Here is a 22801-nt window from a genome sequence, read left to right as displayed (position 1 = left end):
CTGGATGTGGAACAGCGTAATATGGGGCTGGAATATGCCTATCTGATAAAAGTCGGAAACAATGTTGGATGGGGGGGAATGTTTCTGTTATGCTGGGGGAGCGTAAGCTGGGAAAAGTTCTGGAGGGACGTTTAATGAGATACGATGCGAACAAATTATTTTGGTTAAATGAACCCGTGAGTTATTCTATTCAGGAAAATGAGGTTGTAATTAAAACTGACCCTGGCACGGACTTCTGGCAGCGTACATACTACGGTTTTAGAAACGATAACGCTCCAGCTTTGTTATTCAAAATCAATGAACCATACTTTTCTTTCGTAGTCAGAACAGAGTTTGATAGCAAACATCGTTTTGATCAATGCGGTGTCATTATTTACCAGAACAGTGATAATTGGTTCAAGGCTTCAATTGAGTATGAAAATGAAGAGTATCAACGATTAGGAAGCGTTGTTACGAACCATGGATTTTCAGATTGGGCCACTACAGATATTGATTCTAATACTAAAAGTATGTTTTACAGAGTTAGCCGTCGTGAGAGTGATTTCTGCATCGAGAATTCATATGATGGCATTGAATATAAACAAATGCGCATTTTTCATTTGTTTGAAGGTAAAGGGGAAATCCAATTGGGGATTTATGCGTGTAGTCCTGAAAATGCTTCATTTAAATCTGTTTTTAGCGAGATGAAGATAACGGAATGCCAATGGAAAGCGCATGAATAATCCGCACATGTATTGGAAGCACATCAACTATCATTTTGTGTTTTGCCCGCGACAGGACAAGAAAGCTCATTTGATAAGATATGGTCTTAAACGAATGGTTTAGTCGATTTTTATGAAAAAGAACAACTTGACATAGCAGCGTGATCAAAGATATTGTAGACTCATAATATCTTTAATTCCTGAAAATGTTGTTACGCTCACATCTTACTTGCGCAACGTGTTATTTAAAAAATCACCGATCTACGCTAAGGATTCGGTGATTTTTTTTGTTTACGACCGGAGCGACCCCCTGAATGACTACTTTGCCGGACAGATATGCTTGCTCCAAATAATCAGCCACGAGTTTCCGATTCCGGTCAGAACTTTTCACTGTCCAAAAATTTGTAAAATATTTATTTTTTTCTCTAAAAGGATTAGTATCAATGAAAGATGAAGTATGTTGAAATTAGACCTTGAACGGCAAGGATTCGTTCGTCAACGAGCTGGCCGAAATCGTGAGACAAGTCGCGGTATGACATCAACAGTAAAAAATTGCTTTGCCGCCACCCCCTGTCCTGCTGTGGCAATCATGCTATATTGGATATGAGTTTTTTAACCTCATTAACCGTTAGGAGGCTCCCATGAGGCAACATCCGACTCAAGCGACGTTTACCCACTTGCTGATCTCCGGTACGCTGGTTCACGAAGCGACGTTTGCGGAGATGCAGGCGGAGTTCGATATGTATCTCCGGCCCAATCTGGCGATGGTCGTCTCGATGGACCGGTATCCCGATCTGGCGCTCGGCCAGCCCATCCAGTGGCGCATCGATATCGGCCACAAGCTGATCGACGCTCTGCATGCGGGCATCCAAGCGCCGTTCGTCTGGGTGTGGGTGGCCGAAGGCGTGCTGGCCTTGCTCGTCGAGCTGGGGACGAAGGACCGGCGCGATCCCGATCCCGCCAAGACCGCTTTCGCGATGGCAAAGCAGGTGCAGAAGCTGACCGACGCGAAGGGCTTTTCCGTCTCCGTCGGCATCGGCACCTTTTACGATAACCCGTACATGCTCCACTATTCGTATGAGGAAGCGAAGGAGTCGATGATCGACCGCTTTTTCCAGGGCAACCGGCTCATTTTCCAATACGAAAGGCAAAAGCAGGACGGCGAGCAGCCGCACAAACCGGTCTCGCAAGCGGAACGGACGGAGCTGATGGCCCGCGTCCGTCTGGGCGACGTACACGGAGCGGTTTCGTACTTGCATCTGCTGCTGGAGCGCATGGGGCAGACGTACCGCGGCAATGTCGATATGTTCAAATCCGAGGTCATCGACCTCGTCATGCAGCTGACGCGCCTGTCGCTCGATGTGGGCGGCCATGCGCAGAGCATTTTGTCGGAGAACGCCCGGTTTATTCAGGATCTGTACATGACGATCCGCTACGACAAGTTCGTGGCCAAAGTCAGCGAGCACTGGAGCAAGCTGACCGCACGGATCGGCGAGGCGCAGACAGCGGAGGTGTCGCCGGTAATCCGGACGGCCATCGCCTACATGAAACAGCATCATCAGCGCAAGATTTCCCTCGAAGAGATAGCACAATATTGTTACCTTAGCACCTACCATTTCAGTCACCTGTTCCGCAAGGAAACAGGAAGCACCTTCGTCGACTACTTAAACAAGCTCCGAATCGAAAAAGCGGTCTATTACCTCGAAAACACGGATAAACCGGTGCAGGAGATCGCTTCGCTCGCCGGTTTTCAGGATTCCAATTACTTCAGCCGGCTGTTCAAACGTTATCTTCGCTGCAGCCCGAACGAATATCGCGCAGCAAAATTGTGCTAAACTTTCGCAAAATTCACTAGTGCTTTCGTAAGCGTTTACAAGTACGATAGGAGTGCACCGGAACAGTTCACACTTCATTCACATACAGCAAAAGGGGGCACTTAAAGATGAAACGGTTTTCGATGTTTGCAGCGGGCGTCATGATGACTACATTCCTGCTCAGCGGCTGTGCAAGCGGCGGAGGGGCGACTTCTTCCCCGGCAAATGGAGGCGCTTCCAAAGAGGCGTCGGGCGACGCGATCAAGATCGGCTGGTTCGGTCCGCTGACCGGACCGACGGCGACGGACGGCACGCACAGCCGCGACGCGGCGCTATTGGCGGTCGAGCAGTACAATGCGGCGGGCGGCATCAACGGCAAGAAGGTCGAGCTTGTGGCGGAAGACGACCAGGGCAAGCCGGAGGAAGCGATCAAAGCGGTGCAGAAGCTCGTGAACAACGATAAAGTGACGGCGCTCGTCGGCGGCGCTTACAGCGGCCCGACCAAGACAGCTGCGGCGAAGGTGCAGGAGCTGAAGGTGCCGATGGTCGTCGCGTATGCGGTACATCCGGATGCGACCAAGGGCGGCGATTACGTGAACCGGGTCATCTATACGGGTCCGGTGCAGGGCCGGGCGATGGCCGAATATGCGGTGAACGATCTGAAAAAGAAAAACATCGCCGTTCTGTATGTCGACAACGACTACGGCAAATCGATCTACACGTCGTTTAAAGAAAATGCGGAGAAGCTTGGCGCCAAAATCGCCATCGACCGTCCGCACAAGATGGGCGACAAAGATTTCAGCTCCGTGCTGACGGCCGTTAAAGCCACGAATCCGGACGCCCTGTACGTCGTAGCCTATTACAACGAGGCGGCCGCGATCGTGAAGCAGGCGAAGGAAAGCGGCATTAACGCGCAGCTCCTTGGCGTGGACGGCTTCGATTCGCCGAAATATTTGGAGCTTGGAAAATCGAATACGGAAGGGTCCACCTTCACCACGTCGTTCTACACGACCGACAACCGCCCTGTAGTCCAGAAGTTCGTCAAAGCATGGCACGACAAGTACAAAGGCGAGCCGGACATGCTGTCTTCGCAAAGCTATGATGCCGCGATGGTAATCCTCGAAGCGATGAAGAAAGCGGGCACCGACAAGGAAAAGCTGAAGCAGGCCATCAACGAAACGAGCGAGCTGGAAGGCACCTCGGGCCAAATTCGCTTCCGCACCGACCATGAAGTCATGAAGCCGGTCATCTTTATGACCGTGAAGGACGGCAAATTCCAATTCGTGAAATCGCAAATGTACAACTAAGAACGATCAGTCGGTCAACGGCAAAGGGAGGAGGCCCTTGGGGTCTCCTTTCTTATCCCCGCGACCTCCACGGAAAGGAGTGAAGAACGGCTTATGCTGCTGCAACAGCTGCTTAACGGCATATCGCTCGGGTTCATCTACATCTTGATCGCCGTCGGACTAACGATGGTATACGGCGTCCTGAAGCTGCTGCACTTCGCGCACGGCGTCATCTACATGATCGGCGCGTTCGCGGCGATGATCGGCATCACGTACCTGCACCTGCCGTTCTTGGCGGCCATCGTGTTCGCCATGGTGATCTCGGCTATCGCCGGGATGGCGGTCGAACGGTTCGCCTACCGTCCGCTGCGCGGCGCTCACCCCATCACCACGCTGATCAGCGGGATCGGGGTCGGCATTTTTCTCGAAAATCTGTTCCAAATCGTCTTCACCTCGGATACGCAAGCGTTCCCCGAGACGGGCATCGAAGTATCGGTCGTGAACCTCACCCAATCGATTTCGCTTACGAATACGAAGCTGTACATCATCGCGGCCGGCATCGTCGGACTCGGCTTGCTGTACGCCTTCCTGAAGTTTACGAAGATGGGCCTCGCCATTCAGGCGACGGCACAGGATACGCGGGCCGCGTCGCTGATGGGCGTCAACGTAAACCGCGTCATCTCGGTCACGTTCGTTATCGGCTCGGCGCTGGCGGCCGCTGCGGGTGTACTGGTCGCATGGAACTTCAACTCGCTGTTCCCGGCGATGGGCGCGATTCCGGGGCTCAAGGCGTTCTGCGTCGTGGTGCTCGGCGGCCTCGGTTCGATTTCCGGCACGATTGTCGGCGGTCTGATTCTCGGCGTTGTCGAATCGCTGAGCGACGGCTTTATGACCGGCATGGTGATCGACAAGGACGCCATCGCGTTTATTATTCTGATCGTCATTCTTCTCTTCAAGCCTTCCGGGCTGTTCGGGAAGAACGTCGATAAAGTGTAGGTGATCGTATGGATGCGCTGTTTAACCCTTACTACGTCGATATCGTCGTCTTTCTGATCATCTATATTTTGCTCGGCCTTGGCTTGAACCTCATTACCGGTTACGCGGGTCAAGTGTCGCTGGGACATGGGGCGTTTTTCGGCATCGGGGCTTACGCCTCGGGGATTTTGTCGGTAAAAGCGGGCTTGAACCCGTGGCTGGCCATCCTGCTCGCCATTGTCATAACCTTCGTCATCAGCGCGGTGCTCGGGCTGCCGAGCTTGCGGGTACGGGAAGATTTTCTGGCCATTACGACGCTCGGGCTCGGGCTCATCATTCAATCGTACTTCAAAAACTCCGAGCTGACCGGCGGCGCCTACGGCCTCGATTCGATTCCCGGTCTGTCGTTCTTCGGCATCGAGATGAAAAATGTCGGCTACCTGCTGTTCGTTCTGATTATGCTGCTCGTCGGCATTTATGCGCTGCGCAAAATGACGCGGTCGCGGATCGGCCGCGCCTGGATGGTCATCCGGGAGGACGAGACAGTGGCCGCTTCGATGGGCATCAACACGACGTACTACAAGGTACTGGTGTTTGCGATCGGCGGTGCTTACGCTGGTGCGGCCGGCGCGCTGTTCGCCCATAAAGTATCGTTCCTCAGCGCCGATTCGTTCGGCTTTACCGTCTCGGCGACAGTGCTCAGCATGGTCGTAATCGGCGGCCTCGGCAGCATCCGCGGTACATTGTTCGGCGTCTCGCTGCTGTACCTGCTCCCGGAGTTGTTCCGGCTGTTCGACCTTCAAATGTTCGATATGAAATATCTCGATATGTACAAAATGATGTTTTACGGCTTGCTGATGGTTCTGGTCATGCGCTACCGTCCGAAGGGGATTTTCGGGCAGACGGGTATCAAGATGAAGTCGCGCGGCAAGGGAGGTGGCGGCCGTGCTTAAGGTGGAAGGCATCACGAAACGGTTCGGCGGCCTGACTGCCGTTAGCGGAGTCAGCCTGGAGGTGAAGCAGGGCGAGATTTTGGGCCTGATCGGCCCGAACGGCGCCGGGAAGACGACGTTCTTCAATATTTTAACCGGGCTGTACCAGCCGAACGAGGGAACCATCACGTTCGAAGGCAGGCCGATCCAGGGCCTGAAGCCGTTCCGCATCGCGCAGCAGGGGATGACGCGGACGTTCCAGAATATCCGGCTGCTGAAGGATGAGACGGTGCTGGAAAATGTCAAGGTCGGCATGTTCGGCCGCACGCGGTCCGGCCTCTGGTCGGCGATTCTCGGCCTGGGCTCTGCCAAGCGGGAGGAGCACGAGGTGACAGAAGCGAGCCTGCGGGTGCTGGAGCTTGTCGGGCTGCGGGGCTTCGAGCAGGAGCAGGCGGGTAGCCTGTCGTACGGCAACCAGCGGCGGGTGGAAATCGCCCGGGCGCTCGTCTCCGGCCCCAAGCTGCTGCTGCTCGACGAACCGACGGCCGGGATGAACGGGCAGGAGGTTCATGAGATGGAAGCGCTGATTCGCACGATTCGCGGCAGCGGAACGACGCTGATTCTGATCGAGCACAACGTCGGCATGGTGTGTAAGCTGTGCGACCGGGTGGCGGTGCTCGATCACGGCGAGAAGATCGCCGACGGCGACCCGCACGAGATCATGAACAGCCCGGCGGTGATCGAGGCGTACATCGGCAAGACGGAGAGCGAGGAGGGGATTCCCGTTGCTTGAGATCCGCAATTTAAACGTATCGTACGGCAGTATTCATGCCGTGAGGAACTTGTCTTTGGAGGTCAAGCAGGGCGAGGTGGTGACGCTGATCGGCTCGAACGGCGCGGGGAAAACGACGACCGTGAACGCCATATGCGGTGTCATCCCTTCGAAGGGCTCCATTCTGTATCAAGGCAAAGACATCATCGGCCAGCCGACGCATAAACTTGTGGAGGCAGGCATCGTGATGGTGGCCGAAGGCCGCCGCATTTTTCCAAAGCTGACCGTGGAGCAAAATCTCCACATGGGCACATATTCGCGCAAAGCGGGCAAGGGCGACCTGAAGCAGGAGATGGACGCCATTTATGCAATGTTTCCGCGGCTGGCGGAGCGCCGGACCCAGCTCGGCGGCACGATGAGCGGCGGCGAGCAGCAGATGCTCGCGATCGGGCGGGCGCTGATGGCGAAGCCGAAGCTGCTTATCCTCGACGAGCCGTCGATGGGACTGGCCCCGATCGTCGTCAAAGGAATCTTCGAGACGATCAAGACAATCAAGCGTCAGGGGCTGACGATTCTGCTGATCGAGCAGAACGCAGCGATGGCGCTGTCGGTGGCCGACCGCGGCTACGTACTGGAGCACGGGGAGATCAGCCATCACGACACCGCCGACAATCTGCGTTCGCAGGATGTCGTCAAGCAGGCTTATTTGGGCCATTAACCGTTAAGGCGGCTAATCCTACTATGCGGTTAATCATACAGGAGGTTAAGCGGCGGGTTCTTCGGCGGCAAGGACGCCGGCCGGAATCCGTGATAAGGCAAAAGGAGGCTTATGCGTGAAAACGATTGATCTGTTAAACCCGCCGGAGCTGGCGCGGCGGTCGAACTGGCGCGACCGGTTTGAGACGAAGGTGGCCCAGTGGCTCACGCCATGGGACGGGGAAGCGTCGGTCGATTTCGGCTTCATCGGGGTGCCGCTGTCCAAGACGTCGATCAGCGTGTCCGCCGCGTCGATGACGCCGAATGCGCTGCGCGAGCTGTTCGCGAACGTGACGACGTACAGCATCGACCACGACGTCGATCTGCAGGAGCTGAACGCCCGCGACCTCGGCGATATTCAAATGCACGTCACCGACCTGCTGCGCTGCCACGCGAACATCGAGCAGGGGCTGACGAACGTGTACGAGGCGCTGCCGGACTTGTTCCCGATTATCGCCGGGGGCGATCATTCGATCACGTGCCCGTCCGTCAAGGCGTTCCGGAACAACATCGGCGGGCCGGTCGGCATCGTCCAGATCGATTCGCATATGGACGTGCGCAACCTGCAGGACGGCGGACCGTCCAACGGTACGCCGATCCGCGGCCTGATCGAATCCGGCGCCGTGGAAGGCAAGCACATTGCGCAGATCGGCCTGCACAGCTTCGCGAACTCGAAGCCGTACCGCGACTATGCGCGGGAGCAGGGAATTACGCAGTTTACGGCGCGGCAGGTCGCGCTGGAGGGCGTGGAGAAGTTCGTCGCGCAGGCGCTTGAAGTGGCCGGCAGCGGCACCGACGCGATCTACGTCACGGTGGATATGGATGTGCTCGATCAGGCCTATGCGCCAGGCGTTCCGGCGATGGTGCCCGCGGGGATGACGAGCTGGCAGCTGCTGGAGGCGGTATTCATCCTCGGCCGCCATCCGAAGGTGAAGGGCTTCGATGTCGTCTGCGTCGATCCGATGCAGGACCCGCGCCGGGCGACCGTGCGCACGGCGTTGCACGTCATTCTTAACTTTATGGCCGGCACGATGAAGCGCGGCTAATCATGAAACCCAAGGGGAGAGATAACGATGGAAAATAAACGTACGATTCGCGCGCCGCGAGGCACGAAGCTGACGGCCAAAGGATGGCAGCAGGAAGCGGTGCTTCGCATGCTGATGAACAATCTGGACCCGGAGGTAGCCGAGCGGCCGGAAGACCTCGTCGTTTACGGCGGGATTGGCAAGGCGGCCCGCAACTGGGAAGCGTACGACAAAATCGTCGAGTGCCTGACGGAGCTCGAAACGGACGAAACGCTGCTCGTGCAGTCCGGCAAGCCAGTTGGCATTTTCAAAACCCACAGCCAAGCGCCGCGAGTACTCATCTCCAACTCCGTCATCGTGCCGGCGTTTGCGAACTGGGATACGTTCCATGAGCTGGATAAAAAAGGGCTGATGATGTACGGGCAAATGACGGCGGGCAGCTGGATCTACATCGGCACGCAGGGCATTCTGCAGGGCACGTACGAAACGTTCGCCGAAGCGGCTCGCCAGCATGCGAACGGCACGCTGCGCGGGACGCTGACGCTGACCGCGGGTCTCGGCGGCATGGGCGGGGCGCAGCCGCTGGCGGTCACGATGAACGAAGGCGTCGTCATCGGGGTTGACGTCGACGCGACGCGCATACAGCGCAGGATCGATACGCGCTACTGCGACGTGATGGTGCACGATCTGGACGAAGCGCTCAAGCTGGCGCGCGAGGCGCAGGAGCAGGGCCGTCCGCTCTCGATCGGTCTTGTCGGCAACGCGGCGGAAATTTTCCCGGAATTCGTGCGCCGCGGCATCGTGCCGGATTTCGTCACCGACCAGACGTCGGCACACGATCCGCTGAACGGTTACGTGCCTGCGGGCTACTCGCTGGAAGCGGCGGCGGCGCTTCGCACGAGCAACCCGGCGGAATATGTCCGCTTGTCGAAGCAATCGATGGCGACGCATGTGCAGGCGATGCTCGATCTGCAAAAGCTGGGCTCCGTCGTGTTCGACTACGGCAATAACATCCGTCAGGTCGCTCTCGACGAAGGCGTGAAGGACGCGTTCAACTTCCCGGGCTTCGTGCCGGCGTACATCCGCCCGCTGTTCTGCGAAGGCAAAGGGCCGTTCCGCTGGGCCGCGCTGTCCGGCGATCCGGAGGACATCTACAAGACCGACGAGCTTGTGCTCAAGCTGTTCCCGGAAAACGAGCACCTGCGCCGCTGGATCGAAATGGCGCGCGAGAAAGTGGCCTTCCAAGGCTTGCCGTCGCGGATCTGCTGGCTCGGCTATGGCGAGCGCGTGAAGATGGGGCTCGCGATCAACGAGATGGTGCGCAGCGGCGAGCTGTCCGCGCCGATCGTTATCGGCCGCGACCACCTCGACTGCGGCTCCGTCGCCTCGCCGAACCGCGAGACGGAAGCGATGAAGGACGGCAGCGACGTGGTCGGCGACTGGGCGATCCTGAACGCACTCGTGAATACGGCGTCCGGCGCAAGCTGGGTCTCGGTGCATCACGGCGGCGGCGTCGGAATGGGCTATTCGCTCCACGCCGGCATGGTCGTCGTCGCGGATGGCTCGCAAGAAGCGGAAGAACGGTTGTCCCGCGTGCTGAACACGGACCCGGGCATGGGGGTTATCCGTCATGCGGACGCAGGCTACGAGCTGGCGGTTCAGACGGCCAAGGAGCGCGGCGTTCGCGTACCGATGCTGGGGATTTAAGAAGGCGTGGCTGGCGATTCGAGCCAACCGGCTGAATAAAGCGTAGTAAAGCTGCGGTTCGCCGTATCCGCCGGGAAACCGGCGGACCGTGTGAACCGTATGCTGCTATATTCCGTCCGGCCCGAACGATATCGGGTCGGACGACTTTGTTGAGGTGATAGAAGATGGAACAGCAACGGATCGATTTGCTCGTGCACAATATCGGCGAGCTGATTACGATGGCGGGAGAAGCGGGGGCGCGCACAGGCAGCCGGATGGCGGACGTGCCCGTTGTAAAAGGAGGCGCCGTAGCCATACGCGACGGCGTTATTGTCGCTGCAGGCCCCGAAGCCGACGTACGCGCGCAGATTGCAGGCCTTCCTGTCGCGCAAGAGCTTGATGCCGGCGGCCGCTTGGTGACGCCGGGGCTAGTCGACCCGCATACGCATCTGGTGCACGGCGGCTCGCGCGAGCACGAGCTGTCGATGAAGCTGCAGGGTGCGACGTATCTGGAAATTTTGGCGCAGGGCGGCGGCATTCTGAGCACGGTCCGCGCCACGCGGGGGGCGTCGGAGGACGGGCTGTACGCCAAGGCGAAGCGCAGCCTCGATACGCTGCTGTTGCAGGGCGTGACGACGTGTGAGGCGAAAAGCGGCTACGGCCTTACGCTGGAGGATGAGCTGAAGCAGCTTCGGGTGACGAAGCGGCTGAACGAAGCGCACCCGGTCGAGCTTGTCTCGACGTTCATGGGCGCGCACATGGTGCCCGAGGAATACAAGGGCCGCTCGGCCGATTACGTGAAGCTCGTGATCCGCGAAATGTTGCCGGAGGTGAAGCGTCTCGGACTCGCCGAATTCTGCGACGTGTTCTGCGAGCACGGCGTGTTCTCGCCCGAAGAGTCCGAGGAGATTCTGGCGGCGGCCAAGGCGCTCGGCTTCGGCGTGAAAATCCACGCCGACGAGATCGAGCCGCTCGGCGGCGCGGAGCTTGCGGGCAAGCTCGGCTGCATCTCGGCCGAGCACTTGCTGGCCGCGACCGACGCCGGATTCGAGGCGATGCGCGATGCCGACGTGATCGCCGTCTGCCTGCCGGCGACCTCGTTCAACCTGCGGCTGAAGCAGCATGCCCGCGCGCGCCGCATGATCGAGCTCGGCCTTGCCGTCGCGCTGTCGACCGACTATAACCCCGGCAGCTCGCCGACGGAGTCGATCCAGCTCGTCATGACGCTCGGCTGCCTGAACCTCGGGCTGACGCCGGAAGAAGTTCTGACGGCTGTGACCGTCAACGCGGCGCACGCCATCGGGCGCGGCGACCGGGTCGGCAGCCTGGAGCCGGGCAAGCAGGGCGATCTGGTCATTTTCGATGCAGCCAATCTGGCCTATGTGCCGTATCACTTCGGCATCAACCACGTGGATACGGTCGTCAAAGGCGGGAAGGTCGTCGTCCGGGATGGACGGCTGGCGTACTAGCCGGGCCGGACGAAGACGTTTCACAAAAGCATATAGCATAACCAAATGAGGGACATTCCGCACGCATGGCTCTGGCGTAAGGAAATGTCCCTTTTTTCTGTGGGAGTGGCGGGTGGATTAATTTCATATGGGATTATTCCATGTTGAAATTTTTTACAATGAAAGCTACAATGGTTTTGTTTTCCATATAGTGGGATTTTATGGGGTAAGGAGGGAGCGCACGAATTAATTTGATCGACGGTTAAATACTTCATTTATGAAGATTGGAGTGAAGTTGATGAACAAAGGGTTGAAGCGAAAACGATGGCCGATGATATTGTCTCTGCTTCTTGTGCTGCAGCTACTGCTAACAGGGGGAGCAGCCCTTGCGGATGAATCCGAAGACTCCGCCGCGTCGTCTGCCGGTCCCGTCACACTGCTGGCCGGAAACGCCACATGGCGCTATTTTGACCGAGGGAAAGATTTGGGAGGCGATTGGAAGAACGTTGCCTATGACGACTCCGACTGGAGCTCCGGGCAAGCGCCTTTCGGTTATCCGGCGGATACCGGAACTTCGGAGTTCGGCTCCGTAAAGACCGCCGTCAGCTATGGTCCGGACTCCAAAAAGAAATACCCGACCACGTATTTTCGCACAACGGTTCACGCGGCTAAAGTAAGCGATGTTCAGCAGATCCAAAGCACCTTCGGGGTGGACGACGGCGTCGTGCTCTATGTCAACGGCGAAGAGGCGTACCGCTTCAATATGCCGGAAGGGGACATTCGCTACGCTACGCTGGCCTCCGAATCGAAAAGCGATCCCCGGACCGTCACGGCCGACCTGACCGCCGTTCTGAAAGGCAAGCTCCGCGACGGCGCAAACGTACTCGCGGCCGAGGTGCATCAGGGAAGCGCGGGCAGCTCCGACCTGTATTGGGATATGAAGCTCGTTGCGAATCCCGACGATTCGGGCAACGGCGGAAATCCACAGAGCGGCAAGCCGACGGCGATCGCGCTGACGTATTACGACGATCCGAAAACCAGCATGGCGTTCGCCTGGTACACGTCGGACAAGATCACCGGCACCCAGCTGCAGGTCGTGGAAGCCGCGAAGCTCAACGGAAATTCGTTTCCGTCTGAGGGAGTCCAGACGTATCAAGGCACTTCGCAAGCGATCAGCGTTTATTTGACGCTGGCGGATAAATCCAATCATAAAACCACGAAATATTCAAGCCATAAAGTCATCGCCGACGGCTTGAAGCCCGGCACTGCCTATGCTTACCGTTTGGGCGACGGGACGGCGGGCAACTGGAGCGAGATCGGCACGTTTACGACGGAGCCTGCAAGCGATAACGGCTTTACTTTCCTGTATATGACCGATTCCCAAGCTAAGACGCAAGCCGACTACACGATCTGGAAAAATACGGTTCAGCAAGGGGTTCAAAAATTCCCGGACGCCAAATTCATCGTCAATACGGGCGATCTGGTGGACAACGGTGATGTGGAGGAGCAGTGGATGTGGCTGTTGAACGAGCCGAAAGACATTTTATCCCGCCTTCCGCTGATGCCGATTCTGGGCAACCATGAAACCCAAAATTACAATAACTACGCCTACCACTTCCATCTGCCCAACAAGTCGCAAACGGATGCCACCCCGGAAGGCTCGGTGTACGCTTTTGACTATGGTCCGGCTCATTTCATGGTGTTCAACACGCAGTATTCGGGCGACTCCGACCCCGTCTTCAAGAAGCAAGTGGAATGGCTTCGAAACGAAGTCGCCAAAACGGATAAAAAGTGGAAAATCGTCTTGTTCCACAAGTCGATTTATTCGGTAGCCAGCCATTCCAGCAGCACGGACGTCAAGTTTTTCCGCAAACATCTGGCGCCCCTGTTCGATGAGCTGGGTATCGATGCCGTCCTGTCGGGACATGATCACACATACACCCGAAGCTATCCAATGTACGCCGGTCAGCCTCAAGAGGTGACGAAGGACGACGAAGGCCATGTCCTGAACCCGAAGGGGACGGTCTATTTCGTAGGCAACACGGCAGGCCCGAAATTTTATAAGCCCAAAAACGAGGACTTCCCGTACGCGGCCGTATCCGGTCAGCCCAAAAAGCAAATGTTCACCGGGGTCACCGTCCAGGACGATACGCTGTCTTTCCAAGCTTATACGACCACGAAGGGCGGAAGCACGGAACTGTACGACGCCTACAGCATTAAGAAGACCGCCGCGAAGCCGAACAAGGTGCAAAATGCCAAAGCGACGCTGACGGCGGACGGGCAAGTCAAGCTGACTTGGACCGCTCCGGGCACGGGACCGGCGGTAGAAGGCTATCGCATTTACGAGCAGAATGACGCAGTGGCGCCGAACTGGACGGCCACAGTCCGTCATGCCGACGGAACGACCACCTACAGCTATACCGTAGCGAAAAAGGACCCGTCTCAAACGTACCGGTTCGTGATCAAAGCGGTGAGCGGGAGGCTGAATTCAGACCCGGTCGTAGCCGAGTATACGGCGGGGAAATGAGAACGGCGGCGGTCCGAGTACGGCCCGCCGGACCGGCCATAAATATGAGACCGCTCAAACGTTTCGGCGTTTGGGCGGTCTCTTTTCTCTAGCCTTTGATCAAGAACGAATTGCCGTCCTCGTCGAGGAAGGTGGCGAAGGTGCCCCATTGCATTTTTTGCAGCTCGCCCTCGAAGGTGACGCCGTTCGCTTTCATCGTCTCGTACGTCTTCTCGACATCGTCGCAGACGAATACGATGGACGGCTTCAGCTCGGCCCAGTTTTTCATCATGCTTTTCGGATAGAGCACCAGCGCGGATTCCGCTCCCTTCGGCGCAACCTCCAGCCAGCTCGCTCCCGGCATCATTTGGTGTTCGGCTACGACCTCGAAGCCGACCTTCTCCGTCCAGAACGCTTTCGCTTTTTGCTGGTCCTCCACATAAACGGCAGCCGTTGCCATTTTCTTAATCATGATTATCCTCCTTCGTGTGGTTCAAGAGCTCCGACACTTCTTGAAGTATTTGGAAAAAATACATAGTTGTAGTATATGGAACGGGTCATACATTCATGCAAATCGACAGGCGGTATCTCCTCGTCTAGATCCAGTCGACGACCGGGTCCCATTGCAGCGGCGGCTTGCGGCGGCGCGCCTGCCCGATCCAGTCGGCGATGCGGCGCAGTAAGGCGGAGCGAGAGGACGATCCGATAGTGGTGGAGGAAAGCGGGAGCGGGGAGGACGATCCGACAGCGGCGGAGTAAGGCGGGAGCGGGGAGGACGATCCGACAGCGGCGGAGTAAGGCGGGAGCGGGGAGGCGTACGATCCGACAGGGCGGAGTAAGGCGGGAGCGGGGAGGACGATCCGACAGGGCGGAGTAAGGCGGGAGCGGGGAGGAGAGGGCAGTCTGAGGAGGGGAGCTTGAGGATTTTGGTGCACCTCCCTCAGCACGAGTTGCGGCGCTGCAAACGTCGGGGGGCAGCCCTCATGATGTTTACGAGACCGGCCTTCATGAAGCTGTTCCGCTTGCTAAGTGTAGCCAAAACGCGATGCGGATCATGATTTTTCCCATTTAGGCATCCCAGTTCCTTTATATGGCCAGAGTTGAAGGGGATGCGGCAAGTAGCGGAACACAGATGTGTTACTCTTGTCGAATTTTATTAGTTCCGCCCAAAAATGAACGGATAACGAACATGTGTTCCTCTATTTTGTCAAACTGCTTCACGATAGCGAAAATAAAGGAACAAGCGTTCCTCTATTTCCCAATAAGCTCCGCTCCTGCACTTCACACAGGCTCTTCGGCGGTTCGGGGGTTTTCTTCCCGGGGATACATCTCGTTGCCCACCCATAGGGGGATCACCCGCCGCGCAGTGACGCAACGTGTATCGGGAAAGGTGCGCGTTGAGATAAAAAGGAGCGCTTCCCGTACGCGGAAATGCGCTCCTTACTTCGTGCGGCGGTCAGCGCTTCCGGCTCTTCGCCTTGGCGATGTAAACCGCCGCGTCCGGCGTCTTGCAGCCCGTATCGCCATGGTCGACCTCGACCTTGCCGATGCGGGCTGCGGCTGCCAAGGCCACGGCTTCCAAAGCTTCGCTGCGCATCCCGATCGCGATCAGGGCGGCGTTCATCGCATCCCGGGCACGATTCGGGCTGGAATGGATGCGGGCTTCGATGCGCTCCAACTGCCGGAGAAAATAGTCCTCGTCGAGCTCGAGCGTTTTGCTCTTCATGGCGGCGTGCGCCATCAGCTGCCAGCCGGCCCGTCCGACCCATTCCCGGTCTGAAGCCGTCCAGCGTTCTAGCAGCTCGGGAAGCAAGGGGGATTTGCTTGCCAGATGGGTCACAAACACATCCGTCAAGCAGTAATAATCGATATCGTCCAGCCATTGCTCCAACTGCTCAAGCGTTCGGGTTTTCGGATCGGCGATCATGACGGCCAGTGTCCGGGCATCCGTATTTCCCGTGTTCCAGAGCTGTTCGGCCAAGGCGTCGTTCGTTTTAATCTCTTTTCTCAGCTTGTCCAGATTGCCGAAGCTGACTCCGAATAACGGCTCTTTGGCGCCGTGTTTTCCGTACACTTTACGGTTCTGCTCCGTGCCCAGCACTTCAAGCCGTGCCATCATTTCCGCCAGTTCCATGCCGCATCCTCCTCCAAAGCGCCCGCTATCCCTTCGGCCTTTTTCCTTCCAACACCATCGCTACGGCTTTCGCGATCCGGCTCGCCCGCGTTTCCGGCCGCTTGGCCGATTCGATCCAGTCCACGAATTCTTTCCGGTGCGAATAAGCCAGCTTGTCGAATCGGGCTGCGGCTTCTTCCGTTTGGCGCAGAGCGTCGGCCAGATCGCCGGGCACCTCGATGGTTCGCGCTTCCGTATCAAGTTCCATCGCGACCTGCACCGGATCGCCCGGCGCGACCCCGGCCTGATCGCGAATCGCTTTGCCTACGACCATGTAGTGGGTACCGTTTCCGTGCGGCATTACCGAGCTGCGGTACGGCACGCCGTTGACCGTTCCTTTCACTTTGACTTGTCCTTTGCTGCCGAAAATGGCCTCCACGGAAAAGGGCAGCGTGAAGTACGTCCACGTCCCTGTCCCTTCGGGCCGGTGAAGCACCGCTTCGAACTGCTGCATCTCGATTCGCTCCTTCGTACGTTCTTTGCCGCACATTATAGCATACGCCGTCGGCGATGAAAAATGAGCCAGGCTGCGGCGGTGAGCGCCATCAGCGCGGCGCAGGCGAAGCCGACGCCGGCGGGGCCGAACGCGCCCAGCAGGACGAAGGAGGCCAGCGGGCCGAGCGCGGCCCCGATATCGACGACGATCGTATACGTCGTCATGTACGCGACAGCGCGGCTGCCCGCGGCGGCGTCGGCGGCGAGCGTGTCCGAGAGCGTGGTGATGGCGGTATTCGCCAGCATCACCGCGAGCAGGACCGCAAGCCAGAGGCCGAAGGGCAGCGGTACCGCCAGCAGCGCGAAGGCGGCAGCCGCCAGACCGAGCGCGGCGAGGTACAGCGGCAGGCGGCCGCGAGGGCCGTCTGACTGTCTCCCGAACCAGGGAGACAGGAAGGGCGACCAGCCCCAGCGCAGCGCTTGCAGGACGCCGGCGACGGAGGCTGCGCCGAGCGTGAAGCCTGCAAGCGTGAGCGTGCCGCCGTCCGGCAGGCGGGCGGCGATCAGCGGGCTGAGGGTGGACATCAGCAGGCCGAAGAAGACGAGCGCGGCCGTGAAGCCCGACAGTAGCGGCAGCAGCACTGCGGTAGTCAGCCGCGGCACGGAAGGGTCGGGCTGCGGCGAGGCAGACGGCGTGACGGTGGGCGGCACGAAGCGCCAGGCGAACGGCAGGCCGGCCAGCGTGGCCGCGCCGAGCAGCAGCGCCACCGCGCGCACGCCGAGCAGGTCGGCGAGCAGGCCGCCTGCCAGCATCCCGACGAGGCTGCCGACGCCCATGATGCCGTTGTAGCGGCCGAGCAGCTGGCCGCGGTCCCCGCCGCCGCTGGCCTCCAGCACCGTCAGGTAGCCACCGATGCGCAGCATCGACCAGGCTGCTCCCCATAAGGCCCGCGCCGCGAGCAGCGGCACGAAGCCGCTGAAGAAGCCGAACGCCAGCGTCGTCGCGCAGGCCAGAGCGACCGCGGCAAGCACGCCGGTTCGTTTCGGCAACCGGCTGTACAGCCAGCCGATCAGCGGGCCGAGCGGCAGCCGGACGAAGCGGTTGACCGACAGCAGGACGCCAACCTGCCAGAGCGCATCCAAGCCGTAATGCTGCCAGTACACCGGAAGCACGATATAGAGCATCGAATCGCCAAGCAGACAGACCGCCGTTACCCAAGCGATTGCGCGGACGGATGGACCGTGTGCTTTCATTTCAAACAGCCCCTTTGTATGCGTTGACGTAGCTCTAATTGTAAATGGAAAAAGGGGAATAAAAAGTGTAAACTGGGTTCAGAAAATTTCCCCTTTTGGTTCAGGGTTATATGATCGAAAGGAAGAAGGAGTCAGAGTGCGATGCGGCTGGAAGAGCATTACCTGAAGCTGTACCGGGGGCTGCAGCCCCGGGGCCTGGATGGCGGAATAGAAGCGACACTGGCGGAGCTGGCCGGACTGCTTCACTGCACGGAGCGCAATGTGAAGCTGCTTCTGCGGGGAATGCGGGTGCGCGATTGGATCGGGTGGGAGCCGGGCCGCGGACGCGGCAACCGTTCGCGTCTGGAGCTGCGGGCGGAGCCCGACAGGCTGCTGCTGGAGCAGGTGAAGGAACGGCTCGCCCATGGGCGGCTCCGCGAGGCTGTGGCTTTGGCGGAGCAGGGCACGGATACGCCGGACGGCCGCAGACAGCTCGCGGAGCTGCTGCAGGAGGCGTTCGGCTACCGTAGAGAAGCGTCGCCGGACGAGAAACAGGGACACATGGAGGTGCTCCGCTTCCCGTCCTACCGGCAGCTTGGTTCGCTAGACCCGGTTTATGCGACACGGCGGACGGAGCTGCATATGATCAGGCAACTGTTCGATACGTTGGTGAGGTACGACCGGGAGACAGACCGTTTTTTGCCCGGGCTGGCCCATCACTGGGAGCGGGTGGCGGACAAGGAGGGCCGGGAGCGCTGGATATTCGCGCTGCAAAAGCATGTGCGCTTCCACAACGGCGTTCCGTTCACGGCCCGGGATGCCGCCTACACCTTGGAGCGGACGCGGGGCAGGGGGCAGCCCCATGCCATCTCACCCTATGCGCCGCTATACGAAGGACTCGAAGCCGTCGCGGCGTTAGACGATTTCCGTCTGGAAATCCGGCTGCGAGAGCCGCTCGGACCTTTGCTCGGGCTGCTGGCATCCCCGGCGGCCTCCATCGTTCCGGCGGGGCTGACGGCGGACTTTGCTTTCCGCCCGGTCGGCACCGGACCGTTCCGCTTGGCGGAGCGGGAAAGCCGGTTTCTTGCGCTTGAGGCGTTTGCGGATTACTACAAGCGGAGAGCACATTTGGACCGCGTGGAGATGTGGTGCTTGCCATCCACTTATGACGACAATGAAGCTGCGGGCGCCGAGGACGAAGCCGAGCTGGGCGGATTGAACTTCCGGCATTACCGCCCTTACCGCGAAAGCGAGGAGAGCCGGTTGCAGGAACACTGGCTGGAGGAAACGAACATCGACCGGGGCTGCAAGTTTATTGCGTTGAACTGGCGTAGCGGCAGCTCCTCGCCTTGGTCGGACGCCGGACTGCGGGAACTGCTGGCCTCCGTGCTCCGAAACGGCTCGGTCCAATTAGACCTGGACGGCAACCGGGGGCCGCTGGCGAATCGTTTTATCCGGGACATGGAGGGGGATGACAACGCCACACCTTCTGCACCGGACTGCAAGGCTGGCCATAGCCCTGCGATAGCCTGCCATGCTGGCGGGACTCCGGCGGACAGGCTCGAGGAGCGGACGCTGCGGCTCGTCACGTACGCGGGGGCAGGCCACGAGCGGGATGCGGCGTGGCTACAGCGGGCGCTCGCTCCGTACGGCGTTCGTCTGGAGCTTGCGTTTGTGCCGTACGAGGCTTTGTTCGAAGAGGAGACGCTCGCCGCGGCGGACTTGTACTTACTGGAGCAGCCGGTGCAAGAGGATGCGGAGTGGACGCTGCTCGCCCTGCTGGCTAACGCAAACAGCCCCGTGAGGCGGTGCTGGCCTCCGGAGCTGAATGAAATAGCGCGCCGTCTGTGCGCTGCACTTCCTGGGGAGCCTTCCCGCGCCCACCGGTTAGCGCTGCTCGGCCGACTGGAAGAAACGCTCCTGCGGGAGCGCGCCGTCATCCTGTGGTACCGCTGGCAGCAGTCGGCCTCGTACCCGCCGGGACTGCGGGACGTCTCGATCAGCTCGCTCGGCTGGGTCGACTACCGCAAGCTGTGGTTCGACGGCCGCCGCTAAACCAACCTGTCTTTAGCGGCTCAGCCAGGACAGGTGTGTCTTCACGGCGCGGCGCATGATCGTGCGGTGCAGCTTTTCCGGCGTAATGCTCGGATTCCCGGCATTGATGCGCGGAATTTGCATCACGTCGTTCTTTTGCGTCACCATGCCGCTTTTTACCGTAAACGCGTAGCGAATCCCGGCCTGCCGGACCAGCTCCGATGCCTGCTGATCGTACATGCCGTAAGGGTAGGCGTACATATCCACTTCCTGCAGATGAAGGGCGTGGAGCCGGCTGGCGCAAGCCCGGGTATCTTTCAGAATCCGGTCGCCATATTCGGCCACCGTTTCAATTCGGCCCTCCGTATGCAGCAAGCTGGTGAGCAGCGGATTGCCGTCCACTTTTTGGTGCAGGTCGTGCGAATGGCATTGAAAATCGATAAAGTCCGTTTCCGAGGCCATCTGCCGGATCTGCTCCTCGGATAAAGCCGTCAGGGCAGGCGCCTTCGGATCGGCCAAGTCCTTGGTCACGACGAAATTGACCGCCGGTATGCCAAGCTCCTTGAGCACGGGGTATCCGTACGTATAGAAGCTTTCGTAGCCGTCGTCGAACGTAACCAGCACCGATTGCCGGGGCACGTCCTTGCCGTTCATGAATTCGCGGAATTCCGAAAGCGTGAGAAAATGGTATCCTTTTTCCTTCAAAAAGCTGATTTGCTTGCGGAACAGCTCCGGCGTGATCGTGACGTTGCTTTGATCCGTATCGTCCAAATGATGATAGGCCAGCACCGCGACCTGATCCGCATACGGATAGCTGCCCCATTGATAGACCGAACCGGCGATTACCCCGACTGCGATGCAGCCTGCGAGCAAGCCTTTTGCCAACCATCCAAACATGTGCTGCAATCCCCTTTTTGCCAAAAATTAAGCATTTTCATTGTATGATACCAGTTGAAAAAACTCAATCTCTCGTTTTAAAGCTGGCGCAGGAATTGCCTTTCTGCCATCGAGCCGATTGAATTTACGAAAAATTTACACAGGGCAGAATTTCCATTTATATATCTGTGCTAAACTAAAAGGGACATGCCAAACTGGTTCAATTTGGGAGGAGAAGCTGCGAATGAAGGGTTGGAAAAAATGGATGTCCCCGGCGCTGGCTGCGCTTATGCTCGTATCGGCGGCAGCCCCGGCAGCGGCGGCGGAAACGTCGACGGGGAACACCGGCGGCAAGAAGGGCACGACGAAGATTACGCTGTTCCACACGAACGATACGCATTCCCGGGTCGACGAGAGCAAGGAAGGGATCGGCTTCGCCAAAATGGCCGCGATGATCAAGGAGTATGCGAAAACGAACCCGAACTCGCTCATACTGGATGCCGGCGATACGTTCCACGGGCAAACGGTTGCGAATCTGGTGCGCGGCGAAAGCATCGTCAACATCATGAATGCCGTGGGGTACAGTGCGATGGCCGCGGGCAACCACGATTTCAACTACGGGTACGAGCGGCTTAAGGAGCTGGCGGGCAAAGCCAAATTCCCCGTACTGAGCGCCAATACAAAAAAAGCGGACGGCACCCGCATTTTGGAGCCTTACGTGATCAAGGAAGTGGACGGCATCAAGCTGGGTATTTTCGGCCTGACTACGCCTGAAACCGCTTATAAAACGCATCCGAACAACGTCGCGGGCCTCACGTTCACGGACCCTGCCGTCGAGGCGAAGGCGATTGTGGGCGAGCTGAAAGGCAAAAAAGTCGACGCCATTATTGCGGTGACGCATCTCGGAGTCGACAAGTCCAGCATCGACACGAGCATCAAGGTGGCCGAGCAGGTGCCGGACATCGACGTCATCATCGACGGACATAGCCATACGAAGCTGGATACGGGCATGAAGGTCGGCAACGTGCTGATCGCCCAGACCGGCGAGTACCTTAAGCAATTCGGACGCGTCGACCTGACGTTCGAGAACGGGAAGCTGAAGGACAAGGTGTCCGGTCTGATCACGAAAAAAGCCGCCGACGACGACAAAACTCCGGGCGACGCGGCCGTTCTGGACATTATTAATTCTGTGAAAAAAGAGCAGGAGAAGGTGCTCGAGCAAAAAGTGGGCTCGACTTCCGTCAAGCTGGTCGGGGACCGCGAAGTCGTGCGCAAGGGCGAGTCGAACCTCGGCAACCTGATTGCCGACGCGATGATCGACGAGACAGGCGCCGACGTCGCCATCACGAACGGCGGCGGCATCCGCGATTCGATCGCCGCAGGCCCGATCACGAAAGGGCAGGTCATTACCGTACTGCCGTTCGGCAACTACATTCAAACGAAAAAAGTGAAGGGCTCCGACATCGTCGCCGCTCTTGAGCATGGCGTATCCGCTTATCCGGAACCGCTGGGCGGCTTCCCGCAGGTCGGCGGCGTTACCTTTGAGCTCGATCCTGCGCAGCCGAAAGGCAAACGGGTATCCGCGGTCAAGGTCAAAGGCCAGCCGATCGACCCGAACAAAACGTATCTGCTTGCGACGAACGACTTTATGGCCGCAGGCGGGGACGATTACAAGATGTTCAAGGATTACCCGCTCGCGGGCGACTATTCTTCGCTGGAGGAATCGCTGATCAAGTACTTCCAGAAAAAGGGCGAAGTGAACCCGCAGGTCGAAAGCCGCATCGCGGTCAAAAAGGCATCCGACACGGTAACGCCACCGGCACCACCGGCGCCAACCGTACCGGCTCCTCCGGCTCCTCCGGCTCCGCCGGCCGAGCAGACGTCCAAGCCAGTGCCAGCACCGGCTCCGGCCGTTCCTGCACCGACAACGCCTGCACCAGCACCGGAAGCTGCAAAGCCCGCCCCGGCGGCTCCAGCGGCGACAGACGGCGGAGTATATACCGTGAAGTCCGGCGATACGCTGTCGAAAATCGGCAGGAAGCATAACACTACGTGGCAGAAGCTGCAGGAGCTGAATCAGCTCAGCAATCCGGATCTCATTTTCCCGGGTCAGAAGATCAAGCTTCCTGCTGCCGGATAAGCGGCTTGC

19 protein-coding genes are annotated in these 22801 nt (G+C 58.7%); 13 read left to right on the top strand and 6 right to left on the bottom strand.

Annotated features, from left to right (window positions below; genetic code table 11):
* The first annotated feature begins 134 nt into the window (after positions 1-134).
* The 11 genes from QMG93_RS00505 to QMG93_RS00455 all read left to right on the top strand — a co-directional run bounded on the left by QMG93_RS00505 (position 135) and on the right by QMG93_RS00455 (position 13922).
* Entirely contained in the window at positions 135-722 is a 588-nt protein-coding gene (locus QMG93_RS00505; protein WP_281933265.1) for a DUF1349 domain-containing protein, read from the top strand.
* Positions 723-1342: 620 nt separating this feature from the next.
* Complete coding sequence (locus QMG93_RS00500; protein WP_281932947.1) at positions 1343-2536, top strand: helix-turn-helix domain-containing protein; 1194 nt, start codon at positions 1343-1345, stop codon at positions 2534-2536.
* 107 nt (positions 2537-2643) lie between these two features.
* Positions 2644-3822, top strand: coding sequence for an ABC transporter substrate-binding protein (locus QMG93_RS00495; RefSeq protein ID WP_281932946.1), 1179 nt, complete (start codon positions 2644-2646; stop codon positions 3820-3822).
* Between the two features lie 93 nt (positions 3823-3915).
* The gene (locus tag QMG93_RS00490; RefSeq protein WP_216792064.1) at positions 3916-4797 is read left to right on the top strand and encodes a branched-chain amino acid ABC transporter permease; all 882 of its coding nucleotides are present in this window, start codon (positions 3916-3918) and stop codon (positions 4795-4797) included.
* Positions 4798-4805: 8 nt separating this feature from the next.
* Complete coding sequence (locus QMG93_RS00485; RefSeq protein ID WP_281932945.1) at positions 4806-5729, top strand: branched-chain amino acid ABC transporter permease; 924 nt, start codon at positions 4806-4808, stop codon at positions 5727-5729.
* Positions 5722-6501, top strand: coding sequence for an ABC transporter ATP-binding protein (locus tag QMG93_RS00480; RefSeq protein ID WP_281932944.1), 780 nt, complete (start codon positions 5722-5724; stop codon positions 6499-6501). The genes QMG93_RS00485 and QMG93_RS00480 overlap by 8 nt, the downstream gene beginning before the upstream one ends.
* Positions 6494-7198: an ABC transporter ATP-binding protein gene (locus tag QMG93_RS00475; protein WP_281932943.1), complete on the top strand. Its 705-nt coding sequence runs from the start codon at positions 6494-6496 to the stop codon at positions 7196-7198. Before QMG93_RS00480 ends, QMG93_RS00475 begins: the two co-directional genes overlap by 8 nt.
* A gap of 115 nt (positions 7199-7313) precedes the next feature.
* Positions 7314-8282, top strand: coding sequence for an agmatinase family protein (locus QMG93_RS00470; RefSeq protein ID WP_281932942.1), 969 nt, complete (start codon positions 7314-7316; stop codon positions 8280-8282).
* A 27-nt stretch (positions 8283-8309) separates the two neighbouring features.
* The gene (gene hutU, locus QMG93_RS00465; RefSeq protein ID WP_281932941.1) at positions 8310-9968 is read left to right on the top strand and encodes a urocanate hydratase; all 1659 of its coding nucleotides are present in this window, start codon (positions 8310-8312) and stop codon (positions 9966-9968) included.
* 164 nt (positions 9969-10132) lie between these two features.
* Entirely contained in the window at positions 10133-11416 is a 1284-nt protein-coding gene (gene hutI, locus QMG93_RS00460; protein ID WP_281932940.1) for an imidazolonepropionase, read from the top strand.
* 277 nt (positions 11417-11693) lie between these two features.
* Positions 11694-13922 (top strand): metallophosphoesterase, encoded by a 2229-nt coding sequence (locus tag QMG93_RS00455; protein ID WP_281932939.1) that lies wholly within the window; start codon positions 11694-11696, stop codon positions 13920-13922.
* An 88-nt stretch (positions 13923-14010) separates the two neighbouring features.
* Here the strand turns inward: QMG93_RS00455 and QMG93_RS00450 are convergent, their stop codons facing one another.
* From QMG93_RS00450 to QMG93_RS00430, 5 genes are all read right to left on the bottom strand, one after another.
* Positions 14011-14373 carry a VOC family protein gene (locus QMG93_RS00450; RefSeq protein WP_281932938.1) on the bottom strand — a complete coding sequence of 121 codons (363 nt, stop codon included), beginning with the start codon at positions 14371-14373 and terminating at the stop codon, positions 14011-14013.
* A 124-nt stretch (positions 14374-14497) separates the two neighbouring features.
* A complete protein-coding gene (locus QMG93_RS00445; protein WP_281932937.1) occupies positions 14498-14836 on the bottom strand; it encodes a hypothetical protein in 339 nt (112 codons plus the stop codon).
* A gap of 521 nt (positions 14837-15357) precedes the next feature.
* The gene (locus tag QMG93_RS00440; RefSeq protein ID WP_281932936.1) at positions 15358-16035 is read right to left on the bottom strand and encodes a DNA alkylation repair protein; all 678 of its coding nucleotides are present in this window, start codon (positions 16033-16035) and stop codon (positions 15358-15360) included.
* Between the two features lie 25 nt (positions 16036-16060).
* Positions 16061-16564, bottom strand: coding sequence for a YdeI/OmpD-associated family protein (locus QMG93_RS00435; RefSeq protein ID WP_281932935.1), 504 nt, complete (start codon positions 16562-16564; stop codon positions 16061-16063).
* Positions 16564-17763, bottom strand: a complete 1200-nt coding sequence (locus QMG93_RS00430) for an MFS transporter (RefSeq protein WP_281932934.1) — start codon at positions 17761-17763, stop codon at positions 16564-16566. Before QMG93_RS00430 ends, QMG93_RS00435 begins: the two co-directional genes overlap by 1 nt.
* Before the next feature lie 141 nt (positions 17764-17904).
* On the opposite strand from QMG93_RS00430, the gene QMG93_RS00425 reads away from it, so the two are divergent.
* Complete coding sequence (locus tag QMG93_RS00425; protein ID WP_281932933.1) at positions 17905-19797, top strand: ABC transporter substrate-binding protein; 1893 nt, start codon at positions 17905-17907, stop codon at positions 19795-19797.
* A gap of 12 nt (positions 19798-19809) precedes the next feature.
* Here the strand turns inward: QMG93_RS00425 and QMG93_RS00420 are convergent, their stop codons facing one another.
* The gene (locus QMG93_RS00420; protein WP_281932932.1) at positions 19810-20673 is read right to left on the bottom strand and encodes a polysaccharide deacetylase family protein; all 864 of its coding nucleotides are present in this window, start codon (positions 20671-20673) and stop codon (positions 19810-19812) included.
* Between the two features lie 223 nt (positions 20674-20896).
* Here QMG93_RS00420 and QMG93_RS00415 point away from each other — a divergent pair, with 223 nt between their 5' ends.
* On the top strand, positions 20897-22792 hold the full coding sequence (locus tag QMG93_RS00415; RefSeq protein WP_281932931.1) for a 5'-nucleotidase C-terminal domain-containing protein: 1896 nt from the start codon (positions 20897-20899) through the stop codon (positions 22790-22792).
* Positions 22793-22801: the final 9 nt, after the last annotated feature.

The sequence above is a fragment of the Paenibacillus tyrphae genome (assembly GCF_027925525.1).
Lineage (GTDB): Bacteria > Bacillota > Bacilli > Paenibacillales > NBRC-103111 > Paenibacillus_G > Paenibacillus_G tyrfis_B.
The sequence above is the reverse complement of the archived record's forward strand: the minus strand, read 5'-3'. Positions and strand labels throughout refer to the sequence as shown.